The sequence below is a fragment of the Sphingomonas faeni genome (genome assembly GCF_024273235.1).
Taxonomy (GTDB): domain Bacteria; phylum Pseudomonadota; class Alphaproteobacteria; order Sphingomonadales; family Sphingomonadaceae; genus Sphingomonas; species Sphingomonas faeni_A.
In genome coordinates this window covers 14,263-26,430 of record NZ_JANBVH010000005.1, presented here as the reverse complement: position 1 = coordinate 26,430, position 12,168 = coordinate 14,263, and the positions used below count along the sequence as shown (strand labels likewise).

General features: G+C 66.4%; 11 protein-coding genes. 4 read left to right on the top strand and 7 right to left on the bottom strand.

Annotation, left to right across the window (positions count from 1 at the left end; translation table 11 throughout):
* Positions 1–35 precede the first annotated feature (35 nt).
* Positions 36–482: a 30S ribosomal protein S16 gene (gene rpsP, locus NLI89_RS03645; RefSeq protein ID WP_254685781.1), complete on the bottom strand. Its 447-nt coding sequence runs from the start codon at positions 480–482 to the stop codon at positions 36–38.
* 116 nt (positions 483–598) lie between these two features.
* Positions 599–2,143, bottom strand: coding sequence for a signal recognition particle protein (ffh, locus tag NLI89_RS03640; RefSeq protein ID WP_254685780.1), 1,545 nt, complete (start codon positions 2,141–2,143; stop codon positions 599–601).
* Between the two features lie 335 nt (positions 2,144–2,478).
* Between ffh and NLI89_RS03635 the strand changes: the two genes are divergently transcribed.
* The 4 genes from NLI89_RS03635 to NLI89_RS03620 all read left to right on the top strand — a co-directional run bounded on the left by NLI89_RS03635 (position 2,479) and on the right by NLI89_RS03620 (position 7,367).
* Positions 2,479–4,104, top strand: coding sequence for a putative bifunctional diguanylate cyclase/phosphodiesterase (locus NLI89_RS03635; protein ID WP_254685779.1), 1,626 nt, complete (start codon positions 2,479–2,481; stop codon positions 4,102–4,104).
* Positions 4,105–4,440: 336 nt separating this feature from the next.
* Positions 4,441–5,688, top strand: a complete 1,248-nt coding sequence (gene mtaB / locus NLI89_RS03630; RefSeq protein ID WP_254685778.1) for a tRNA (N(6)-L-threonylcarbamoyladenosine(37)-C(2))-methylthiotransferase MtaB — start codon at positions 4,441–4,443, stop codon at positions 5,686–5,688.
* Positions 5,685–6,620 (top strand): signal recognition particle-docking protein FtsY, encoded by a 936-nt coding sequence (gene ftsY / locus NLI89_RS03625; RefSeq protein ID WP_132740487.1) that lies wholly within the window; start codon positions 5,685–5,687, stop codon positions 6,618–6,620. Before mtaB ends, ftsY begins: the two co-directional genes overlap by 4 nt.
* 135 nt (positions 6,621–6,755) lie before the next feature.
* Positions 6,756–7,367, top strand: a complete 612-nt coding sequence (locus NLI89_RS03620; protein ID WP_368077235.1) for a septation protein A — start codon at positions 6,756–6,758, stop codon at positions 7,365–7,367.
* 121 nt (positions 7,368–7,488) lie between these two features.
* On the opposite strand, the gene NLI89_RS03615 is transcribed toward NLI89_RS03620, so the two are convergent.
* The 5 genes from NLI89_RS03615 to NLI89_RS03595 form a co-directional block, all read right to left on the bottom strand.
* On the bottom strand, positions 7,489–8,103 hold the full coding sequence (locus NLI89_RS03615; protein ID WP_254685777.1) for a superoxide dismutase: 615 nt from the start codon (positions 8,101–8,103) through the stop codon (positions 7,489–7,491).
* Between the two features lie 99 nt (positions 8,104–8,202).
* Positions 8,203–9,180: a TonB family protein gene (locus NLI89_RS21855; protein ID WP_254685776.1), complete on the bottom strand. Its 978-nt coding sequence runs from the start codon at positions 9,178–9,180 to the stop codon at positions 8,203–8,205.
* A gap of 235 nt (positions 9,181–9,415) precedes the next feature.
* The gene (locus NLI89_RS03605) at positions 9,416–10,213 is read right to left on the bottom strand and encodes an SDR family NAD(P)-dependent oxidoreductase (RefSeq protein ID WP_254685775.1); all 798 of its coding nucleotides are present in this window, start codon (positions 10,211–10,213) and stop codon (positions 9,416–9,418) included.
* A gap of 16 nt (positions 10,214–10,229) precedes the next feature.
* Entirely contained in the window at positions 10,230–10,994 is a 765-nt protein-coding gene (locus NLI89_RS03600) for an SDR family oxidoreductase (protein WP_254685774.1), read from the bottom strand.
* A 124-nt stretch (positions 10,995–11,118) separates the two neighbouring features.
* A complete protein-coding gene (locus NLI89_RS03595; protein ID WP_254685896.1) occupies positions 11,119–12,162 on the bottom strand; it encodes a phosphotransferase family protein in 1,044 nt (347 codons plus the stop codon).
* Positions 12,163–12,168 lie beyond the last annotated feature (6 nt).

The window sequence follows — 12,168 nt, the reverse complement described above, 5'->3', positions numbered from 1 at the left end:
GCGGAGGGACTAAGCCCCCCGCCCCCCCCCCTGTCTTACGAAGCGCTCGTTGCGTCTTCGACTTCGGCAGCGACGACCTGCTCGGTCTCTTCGTTGCTGCCGCTGGCCGGTGCAGCCTTTGCAGCCGCTTCGGCCTCGGCAGCTTCAGCCGCCTTGGTCGCACGCTCTTCGGCGCGCTCGGTTGCCTTCTCGCCGGGCTTGCCCTTGTTCGGGTTGTTGCGCGCCGAACGCTCGAGCACGCCAGCCTGGTCGAGGAAGCGGGCGACGCGGTCGGTCGGCTGCGCGCCGACGCTCAGCCAATGCTTCGCGCGGTCGGCGTCGAGCTGCACGCGCTGCTCGTTGTCCTTGGCGAGGAGCGGGTTGTAGTTGCCGATCTTCTCGATGAAGCGGCCGTCACGCGGGCTGCGCGCATCGGCAACGACGATCTTGTAATAGGGACGCTTCTTGGAGCCACCGCGCGCGAGGCGAATGTTGATTGCCATGATATTTTCCTTCTGGATTTAAACGTCACCCCAGCGAAAGCTGGGGTCTTGTGGTTGGTGTCGCGCCCTATCCGCATGAGATCCCAGCTTTCGCTGGGATGACGGACATGGGCAGGTTATTTCTTCTTCAGAAAATCTTCGAAACCGGCCGGCATCTGCGGCATCTTGGGGCCACCAAGCCCCGGCAAACCGCCGCCGCCACCGCCCGGCAGGCCACCAGCGCCGGCCTTGTTGAGCATGTCGCCCATCTGCGGCCCGCCGATCGCATTGCCGATGCCGCCAAGGCCGCCACCCATGCCGCCCTTGCCGAGCATCGCCATCATGCCCTTCATGCCGCCCATCTTCTTGATCTTCTTCATGGCGGTCGACATTTCGAGGTGCATCTTGAGCAGCTTGTTGACCTCCTGCACCGTGGTGCCGGAGCCCTTGGCGATGCGGATCTTGCGCTTGGCGTTGATCAGCTCGGGCTTGTTGCGCTCCTTGATCGTCATCGATCCGATCATCGCGTCCATGTGCACCAGCACCTTTTCGCCACCGACCGACGCGACCGCGCCCTGCGCCTTCTTCATGCCGGGGATCATCCCCGCCAGCGCGCCGAGCCCGCCCATCCGCTGCATCTGGGCCAACTGGGCACGCAGGTCGTTCATGTCGAACTGACCCTTGGCCATCTTGGCGGCCATCCGCTCGGCGTCTTCCTGCTGGATAGACTCCGCGGCGCGTTCGACCAGGCTGACGACGTCACCCATGCCGAGGATGCGGCCGGCGACGCGCTCCGGATGGAACGCCTCGAGTGCATCGAGCTTTTCGCCGGTCCCTGCGAACTTGATCGGCTTGCCGGTGACCGCACGCATCGATAGCGCCGCGCCGCCGCGGGCATCGCCGTCCATGCGGGTCAGCACGATACCCGTCAGCGGCACCTGGTCGCTGAAGTTCTGCGCGACGTTGACCGCGTCCTGACCGGTCAGCGAGTCGACCACGAGCAGGATCTCGGCCGGGTTCGCGACGTCGGCGACCGCCTTCATCTCGTCCATCAGCGCCTGGTCGACATGCAAACGACCCGCGGTGTCGAGCATCAGGACGTCATAGCCCTGCAGCTTGGCCGCCTGCATCGCGCGCCGCGCGATATCGACCGGCTGCTGGCCAGCGACGATCGGCAAGGTCGCGACGTCGATCTGCGTGCCGAGCGTCGCCAGCTGCTCCTGCGCGTTCGGGCGATTGACGTCGAGCGACGCCATCAGCACCTTTTTCCGCTCGCGAGCGCCCTGGCCGAAATTGGCCTGCCCTGCCGCCAGCCGCTTGGCGATCTTGGCGGTGGTGGTCGTCTTACCAGAACCCTGGAGACCGACCATCATGATCACGGCCGGCGGGGTGACGCCCAGCTCGAGCTCCGAGGCCTCGGAACCGAGCATCTCGACCAGCGCATCGCTGACGATCTTGACGACCTGCTGCCCCGGCGTGACCGAGCGCAGGACGTTCTGGCCGATCGCCTTCTCGGTCGCCCTGTCAACGAACTCGCGGGCGACGGGCAGCGCGACGTCGGCTTCGAGCAGCGCGACGCGCACCTCGCGCATCGCCGAACGCACGTCCGCTTCGGTCAGCGCACCCCGGCCGCGAAGGCGGTCGAAGACGCCGCCAAGTCGATCGCTCAGGCTTTCGAACATCGAAATACTCCCATACACCGCAACCAAACGCAAAAGCGCCGGCGGGCGAAACCTCGCCGGCCAGCGTGCATCCTTGGATGCTCGTCCTATGCGCTCCGTAACGGAACGTGGAGGGCCACCTACTGGAATGCGGCCGGAGATGCAAGATCGGGGCGTGGGTTGGAATTATCGAGCGCTCACTTCCTTGTTCTCCAACGAAGGCGGGAGAACAATCTAACGCAACGTGATCAACCAATCGCAGCCACGCCACGCCCTGTCCCGCGCTAACGCCGCCTTAACACCTCCTACACCTCTCGCATGGCACACCGGCAACCAATCAAGGACCGGACACTCCCATGACCGCAAAGCCGGCGGCGACGCGTGCGCCCCGCAACATCAGTCGGGAATTCATGACCGGCGCCGTCACCGGCGCCGCGATTTTGCTATTCGTCTGCACCGGCGGCGCAGTCATCGTCAAAACGATCGCGCATCTGCACGGCGGCACCGCAGTGGTCGACCGGACGCTGATCGCCGTCATGCTCCTCAACATCGCGCTGATCCTGTTCGGCTGGTTCCGCTACCGCGCGCTGGCCGAGGAACTGAGCGATCTCACCGACGCCGGCCACCGCGCGCAGGCGCTGGCACAGCGCGATCCACTGACCGGATTCCTCAATCGCCGCAGCCTGTCCGACGATGGCGCAACGTTGTTCGCGAGCGCCCGTCGACGCGACAAGGCGATGGCCATGCTGACGATCGACGTCGATCACTTCAAGAGCGTCAACGACCTGCACGGCTATGCGGTCGGCGACCTCCTGCTTGCTCATGTCGCCGAGACAATCGCGGCGATCGCGCCGGGGGCCAGCCTGCTGGCGCGGCTTGGCGAGGACGAATTCGCCTGCGCGTTCGTGTTCGACTCCGCGCACAGGAACGTCGCCGACCGGATCGCCGAACGCATGATCGCGGCGCTGGCGCTGCCGTTCCGCAACAACGGCGTCGACATTCATACCAGCGTCTCGATCGGCATCGCGCACTCCGACGGCGATTGCGGCTCGATCGACGCGCTGTTGCGCAAAGCCGACATCGCGCTGCACGCCGCCAAGACCAGCGGCCGTAACCGCCGGGCCTGGTTCGACCATGCGATGGAACGCGCGTTGCAACTGCGCGGCGAACTCGAGGCAGGTCTGCGCAACGCGATCCCCGCGCAGGAGATCGTCCCGTATTTCGAGCAGCAGGTCGACCTCACCACCGGCCGCATCACCGGGTTCGAAGTCCTCGCGCGCTGGGAACACCCCGTCCGGGGCATGATCGCCCCCGACGCCTTCATCCCGATCGCCGAGGAGATCGGGATGATCGGCGAACTCTCGCTGTCGATCATGCGCCAGGCCTTCGCCGACGCGCGGGACTGGGACGCAGGGCTGACGCTGTCGGTCAACGTGTCACCGCTGCAGTTGCGCGACGCGTGGCTCGCGCAGAAGATCATCAAGACGCTGGTTGAGACGGGCTTTCCCGCCAGCCGGCTCGAAATCGAGATCACCGAGACCGCGCTGTTCGACAATCTCCCACTCGCGCAGTCGATCGTCGGCAGCCTGAAGAACCAGGGTATCCGCCTCGCGCTCGATGATTTCGGCACCGGCTATTCGAGCTTGGCGCATTTGCGGGCGCTGCCGTTCGACCGGATCAAGATCGACAAGAGCTTCGTCAGCTCGATCCTCGACAACCCCGAGAGCATGGCGATCGTGAACACGATCGTACGGCTGGGGGACAGCCTCAACCTGCCCACGACCGCAGAAGGAATCGAGGACGCCGCGATCGAGGAACGCCTGCATGCGATCGGGTGTGCGAAAGGCCAGGGGTATCTGTACGGGCGACCGCTCGGCACGGCGCAGGTCCGGCGGTTGCTGGCGGAGAAGCGGCTGCTGGCACAGCGTCCGGACCGCGATGCGCCGCCACCACGGGGGATTGCGCCTCGATTGGCGAGCTGACTGCGAGCACCGTGCCCCATCTACCAAGCACCACCCCGGCGAAGGCCGGGGCCCAATTGGAAAGGTCGCAGTAACCGCGGATAGTCCGTAGTTAGCAACCATGCCCAATTGGGCCCCGGCCTTCGCCGGGGTGGTGGATAATGAATGACGGGCTCTCCAAATCCGTTCTCCCGCGAAGGCGGGAGCCCAGGACCAAGCAGCGCTGCGTCTGATACCCTGGGCTCCTGCGTTCGCAGGAGAACGGCGATGAAGGCGGGCATTGCGCACAAACCGCAAACGGCAGCCCATAAACCGCAAAGCGTGGACTTCCCCCCCCACCCCTCCTAAATCGCGCGCATGTCACCCGCCCCCGCGCCAGAGGTCATCAGCCTCGGCTGCCGCCTCAACATCGCCGAAAGCGAGACCATCCGCGCGCTTGTCGCCGGGCGGGACATGGTCGTGGTCAACAGCTGCGCCGTCACCAACGCCGCCGTGAAAGCGACGCGCGTCGCCATCCGCCGCGCGAAACGCGACCGCCCCGAAGCACAGATCGTCGTCACCGGATGCGCCGCGCAGATCGACCCCGCCAGCTTCGCCGCCATGCCCGAAGTCGATCGCGTCATCGGCAACGCGGACAAGCTGACCGCACAAGCGTGGCAGGCCGAAACCCCGGTCGTCGTCTCCGACATCATGCAGGTCCACGAGACCGCGCCCCATCTGGCCGCCAGCTTCTCCGCCCACGCCCGCGCCTTCGTCGAGGTCCAGAACGGCTGCGACCATCGTTGTACCTTCTGCGCGATCCCGTTCGGCCGAGGGCCCAGCCGCTCGGTCCCCGCCGGGGCGGTCGTCGACCGGATCGCCGGCCTGGCCGATTCAGGCCACCGCGAAATCGTCCTCACCGGCGTCGACCTCACCAGTTACGGCCCCGACCTCCCCGGCGCACCGACGCTCGGCCACCTCGTCGAGCGCATCCTCCATCATGTCCCGAAGCTCGAACGCCTGCGCCTGTCCTCGCTCGACGGCATCGAGATCGACGACCGCCTCTTCGCGCTGCTCACGGGCGAGGCGCGCATCATGCCGCACGTCCATCTCTCGCTCCAGGCCGGCGACGACATGATCCTCAAGCGCATGAAGCGCCGCCATTCGCGCGCCGAGAGCGTCGCACTGGTCGAACGCCTGAAAACCGCCCGCCCCGACATCGCGATCGGCGCGGACCTGATCGCCGGCTTCCCGACCGAAGACGCGGCGATGTTCGCCAACACGCTGGCGCTGATCGACGACTGCCACATCGTCCACCCGCACATCTTCCCCTATTCGCCCCGCGCCGGCACCCCCGCCGCGCGGATGCCGCAGGTCGAACCCGAAGTCCGCCGCCAGCGCGCCGCCCTACTCCGCCAAGCCGGCGAAACGGCGCGAGCGAACTGGCTCCAAACGCTGGTGGGAACGTCGCAGGATCTGCTCGTCGAACGCCCCGGCGATCGCGGGCATATCGGCAATTTCGCAGAAGTCCTGCTGGACGAACCCACCATACCCGGCGACATCGTCCGCATCACGATCACCGGCGCCACGTCCGACCGCCTCGACGCAACACGAGAACCATCATGAGCACCACCCCAACCTGGCACGACAAGCTGATCGGCGGCTTCAAGCGCACCTCCGACCGGCTCGTCGGCAACCTCGCCGGCCTCGGCGGCGCGCGGCTCGACAACGCGACGCTAGACGACATCGAGGAAGCGCTGATCGCGTCGGATCTGGGCCCCGAGACCGCAGGCCGGATCCGCCACCGTCTCGCCGAAGGCAGCTTCGAGCGCAACATGGAGGAGCTCGGCATCCGCGTGATCGTCGCGGAGGAGGTCGAGAAGGTCCTCGCCACGGTCGCGAAACCGATCGAGATCGACGCCTTCCCGCGCCCTCAGGTGATCCTGGTCATCGGCGTCAACGGATCGGGCAAGACCACCACGATCGCCAAGCTCGCGCATCTGCTGATGGAGCAGGATTACGGCGTGATGCTGGCGGCGGGCGACACCTTCCGCGCCGCCGCGATCGGCCAGCTCCGCACCTGGGCCGAGCGCGTCGGCGTGCCGATCGTGACCGGCCCCGAGGGCGGCGACGCGGCAGGCGTGGTGTGGGATGCGGTCAAGAAGGCGACCGAGACCGGCATCGACGTGCTGATCGTCGATACCGCCGGGCGTTTGCAGAACAAGCGCGAACTGATGGACGAACTGGCCAAGATCCGCCGCGTGCTGGGCCGGATCAACCCGGAGAGCCCGCACGACATCGTCCTGGTGCTCGATGCGACGACTGGCCAGAACGCGCTCCAGCAGATCGAAGTCTTCAAGGAGGTCGCGGGCGTCACCGGCCTGGTGATGACCAAGCTCGACGGCACCGCGCGCGGCGGCGTCCTCGTGGCGGCGGCCGAGAAATACGGCCTGCCGATCCACGCGATCGGGATCGGCGAGGGCATGACCGACCTCCGCCCGTTCGACGCAAACGAGGTCAGCCGGATCATCGCGGGCGTCGAGAGCGTTCGGAAGTGATCTTTTCTTCCGTTCGCCCTGAGCGAAGTCGAAGGGCCGCTCGCTCGTGGCAATGTCCTTCGACTACGCTCAGGACGAACGGTGTTTTTGGTATGCGTATTGCGGGTGATCTAGCCCGCACGATTGGATAACCCAGTGACCAAGCCCCCCCTATCCCCCGGCCTCCGCATGGCCATCGACTATGGCCCGCTGGCGATTTTCTTCGCGGTGAACTTCCTGACGCCCGGCCTGCCGATCGTCCGCGTGGTCGCCGCGACCACCGCGTTCATCATCGCCACCATCGCCGCGATGATCGTGTCGAAGGTCAAGGCAGGGCACATCTCGCCGATGCTGTGGCTGTCGGGTGCGCTGATCGTCGTGTTCGGCGGGCTGACGATCTATTTCCACGACCAGCGCTTTATCCAGATGAAGCCGACGATCATCTACGCGATGTTCGCCGCCATCCTGACCTTCGGGCTCGTCACCGGTCGTCCGCTGCTCCAGTCGCTGCTCGGCACCGCCTATCCCGGCCTGTCCGCCGATGGCTGGCGCAAGCTGACGCGCAACTGGGCGGTATTCTTCGTGTTCATGGCGGTGCTGAACGAAGCGGTATGGCGCAACACGACCTGGGATTTCTGGGTCGGCTTCAAGCTCTGGGGTGCGATCCCGCTGACGTTGCTGTTCGCCTTCGCCAACATCCCGATGCTGCTGAAGCACGGATTGCAAACGGGCGACAAGGCCGTCACCGACCTGCCGCCCGAAGGGTAAATCACTGCTCCCCTCCCGCCTGCGGGAGGGGTTGGGGGAGGGGCGTGCCGCACTAACCGGACGCCAGTACGTACGTCGCGCCCTCCCCTAGCCCCTCCCGCAAGCGGGAGGGGAACTTAACTCAGCCAGCGACCTTCGCGTAACGCTCAGCCACGACGTCCCAGTTCACGATATCCCACCACGCCTTCAGATACCCCGGACGATCGTTCTTGTACGTCAGGTAATAGGCATGCTCCCATACGTCGTTACCCAGCAGCGGCGTGCCCGGCTCCTTGGCGTCGTCCATCAGCGGGTTGTCCTGGTTCGGCGTGCTCGTCACCTTCAGCTTGCCGCTCGCATCCGCGATCAGCCACGCCCAGCCCGACCCGAACTGCCCCGCGCCCTTGGTGTTGAACTGCTCCTTCAGGGCGTCGAGCCCACCGAAGTCGCGGTCGATCGCCTCGGCCAACTTGCCCGATGGCACCTGGCCGCTCTTGGCCGCCATCGTCTTCCAGAAGAAATCGTGGTTCCAGAAGCCACCGCCATTGTTGCGGACCAGCGGCGGCTGCGACGAGATCATGCCGAGGATGTCCTCGATCGACTTGCCCTGCAGCGCCGAATCCTTCTCGACACCCTCGTTCAGCTTCGCCGTGTACGCCGCGTGATGCTTGTCGTGATGAAACTTCATCGTCTCCTGGTCGATCACCGGCTCGAGCGCATCATAGGCGTAAGGCAGCGGTGGGAGTTCGAAAGCCATGGGGTTTCTCCTTTATGGGGTCGGACGTGAAACGCCCGCGCGCTCCAAATGGTCCCCACAAACTCGTTACGCAAGCGGACCGGGCGCAAACCCTGTGGTTCAATAGGCGGGTTGCGGGGGATCGAATATGACGGGCGGCGCGCCCGGCTTCCGCATGGTCGGCCCCATCCGGAAATGCACCCGGTCGACGCAGCCGGTATAGCCAGTCGCGGACGGTGCCCGCTTCGCCGCCGTCAGCAACCGCACCGCCTGCTCGCCAAACTCCTCGGCGGGTTGGGCTGCGAGGACACGGACGTTGCCCGTCTGGCCCCATGGCGCGACATCGTAGCCAACCAGGGCCCATCCCTCCACCGCGCGACGCCGAAACTGCTCGGGATAGGTAAGGTTCGGCTCCACAGCCCATTCGGCTTTGGAAGGACAGGTTGCCCCGGTCGCACGGAATTTCGCTTCCTCCGGCATCGGCGGCGCCGGCATGGTCGCAGACCCGACCCAATACGGATATTGGCAGCCGATCCGGGTGCCGGGCGCGAACCGCGACTCCGCGATCGCGGTCATCGACGCCGCTTCCAGCGCCGCATTGCCGTTCCCCGCCACGGCCTTCACGTGGATAGGCTTGCCGGCCTCGTCGATGTCGAAGCCGATCATGCTCCAACTTTGCCGGCCCGGTTGCTTCGGGATGGCGTCGAAATCCGGAAACGCGCGGTTGCGGACCTGCGGCGGCGGATCGTAGCAGGTGGAGCCAGCAGTCTTCACCCGCGCCCACATCTCCGCCGTCGGCCTTTGCTGGGGGAACATCGTATAGGCCATCACCGACGCCACCGGTGCGGCAGCGATAGGTTGTGGCGTGGGTACGAACGTCAGGCTGCACTCGCTCCGCGCGGCACCGGCCGCGAACTGCGCGACCGCCAGCGCGGGCGTGAGATCCTCTCCCGCCGCCACATACCCTTTCGCGACGCGTTTGATGTCCAGCGGACGGCCGGTCGGATCGATCGTGAAACTGTACGCCACTGGCTTCATGCCGATCCTGGACGACCAGCCGAGCGCCGGCATGACCGCCGGCGGCCGTTGGAATGCCACGGAAGCACCGCCGCAGCGCATGTCCGTCGCAGTCCAGGTCACGAAGACCGGCCCGATCGCAGGTCCAGCCGAAGGTCCGGCATGCGGGAATGGTATGCTGATTACAGGCGGCGGAACTTGCGCCGCTGCGGATACGGCCGCGGCCGGCAAAATCGACAGGACCGACCGGAACAGCCTCATCACGCACACTCCCTGTTACACGCGTATCCTGTCGCTTTGCCGTTACAACCGCAAGTCAGGCGGCGGTCTTGCCGTATTCCTGCCGTGTCACCGGGTGGCTCGACGACAGGCCGCCGTCGACAGCAATCGCCTGGCCGTTGACGTAGCTGGCGTCGTCGGAGGCGAGGAACAGCGCGACCTTCGCCAGTTCCTCGGGCTGCGCGCCGCGGTGGAGCGGATTGAGGCGGCCGACGCGGTCCATCTTGTTCGCCTCGCGCGCGTAGTCGAACACGGGCTTGGTCATGCCGGTCTCGGTCAGGCCGGGGCAGATCGCGTTGACGCGGACGTTCGAACCGGTGAGTTGCTGCGCGGAGACGGCGGCGAGGTTGATGACGCCCGCCTTCGACGCGGAATACGCCGGTGACCCTGCACCCGAACGGATGCCGGCGACGCTGGCGGTAAGGACGATCGCGCCCCTCCCCCGTTCGGCGATGCGCGGCGCGGCGTGCTTGATCGCGAGGAACGGACCGATCAGGTTGACGCGCAGCACCTCGGTGATCAGCGCGACGTCGGTGTCGAACAGGTTCGCCATGCCGCCCGAGATACCCGCATTGGCGAACATCACGTCGAGCCCGCCGAAGCTGTCGCAGGCCAGCGCGACCGTGCGGATCACGTCGTCCTCCAGCCCGGCGTCAATGCGGATCGCCTTGGCCGTGCCGCCGGCTTGCGCGATCAGGTGGGCGGTTTCGTCCGCGCCCTCCGTCTTGTCCGCGACGATGACCCTGCCCCCTTCGCTCGCGAACAGGAGCGCGGCGGCACGGCCTATGCCGGACCCTGCGCCGGTGACGATGATCGACTTGTCGGTAAAGCGCATCGCATGGTCCTCCCGGTTAAATCGTGACGCCGCCGTCGATGACCATCGTCTGGCCGGTCATGAAGGCGCTGGCCTGCGAGGCGAGGAAGACGACCGCGCCGGCGATCTCCTCGGGCTCGCCGATCCGGCGGAGCGGGACGCGCGTGTTCGCCGCCTCGATCCGGTCCGGGTCCTCCCACAGCGCCCGCGCGAAGTCGGTCTTGATCAGGCCGGGCGCGATGCAGTTCACGCGGACGTTGGACGGCCCGAACTCGACGGCGAGGTTGCGCGCGAGCTGCATGTCAGCGGCCTTGCTGATGCAATACGCGCCGATCACGGGCGAGCCGCGCAGGCCGCCGATCGACGAGATGATGATGATGCTGCCGTTGCGGCGCTCCAGCATCTCGGGCGCGACCATCTGGATCAGCCAGTGGTTGGAGACGATGTTGTTGTCGAGGATCTTGCGGAACTGGTCGTCGGCGATGCCGGCCTGCGGTCCGTAATAGGGGTTCGAGGCGGCGTTGCAGACGAGGACGTCGATGCGGCCGAACGCCGCGCGGGTCTCGTCTACCAGATGCTGAAGCCCAGCCTTGTCGGAGATGTTGGCGGCGACGGCGATCGCGGTGCCGTCTCCGTGTCTGGCATTGAGTTCCGCCGCGACGCTATCGCAGGCGTCCTGCTTGCGACTGGAGATGACGATCTTCGCGCCGTGCTCGGCGAGTTCGCGCGCGGAGGCGAGGCCGATCCCGCGTGACGATCCGGTGACAATGGCGACTTGTCCCGTCAGGTCGAACTGCGACATTCCTGCTTCTCCCCTCCCGCATGCGGGAGGGGCCGGGGGTGGGCGCCCGGCCTCCGCAAACGGCGTACGATGTGGCGAGCGCGAGCCCACCCCTAGCCCCTCCCGCAAGCGGGAGGGGGATGAACTAAGCCCCCGCCTTCACCGCGAACCCCCACGCCGCATCCGCCAGCCCGTGGATCTTCGCGACCGTCTTCTCCGCCTGCGCGCTCGACGCGGTGCCATCGACGATCCGCTTCTTGATGCCCTGGACGATCCCGGTCAGGCGGAAGAGGTTGTAGGCGAAATACCAGTTGAGGTCGGGCACCCCGTCGCGCCCCGTCGCGGCGCAATAGCGCTCCACGACCTGCTCGATCGTCGGGATCCCCGTCTCCGGCCCGGTCATGCCGAGCACGCCGGAGCGTCCCTCAGGCTCAGTCACCCAGTTCATCAGCAGATACGAAAAATCCGCAAGCGGATCACCGAGCGTCGACAATTCCCAATCGAGGACGGCAATGACCTTCGGCTCAGACGGCGCGAAGATCATGTTGTCGATGCGGTAGTCGCCGTGGACGATCGACGTCCGCGTCTGCTCGGGGAGCGTCCGCGGCAGCCACTCGATCAGCCGCTCGACCGACTCCATGTGCTCGGTCTCGGCGGCACGGTATTGCTTGGTCCAGCGACCGACCTGGCGCTCGAAATAATTGCCGGGCCTGCCGTACTCCCCGAGCCCCGCCGCCGCGTAATCGGTGTTGTGGAGCTCGGCGAGCGTATCGACCATCGCCTCGTAGTGCGCGGTGCGCTCGGCCGGTGTCGCGCCGGGCATCGCGCCGTCCCAGATCGTCCGGCCCTCGACCATTTCCATCACGTAGAACGCGGAACCAATGACGTCCGCGTCCTCGCAAAGGCCGTAGGGACGCGGCACGGGAAAGCCGGTCGGATGCAGCCCGGCTATCACCCGATATTCGCGATCGACGGCGTGCGCGCTCGGCAGGATCGGGCCGAACGGTTTCCGCCGCAGGACATAGGCGCGTTCCGGCGTATCGAGCCGGTAGGTCGGGTTCGACTGCCCGCCCGCGAACTTCGCGTAGGTGAGCGGCCCGGCATAGCCCGGCACGTTGGCGGTCATCCACGCGTCGAGCGTGTCGAGGTCGAGGCGGTCCTTGTCCCCGACGGCGATCGTGCCGACCATGCTGGT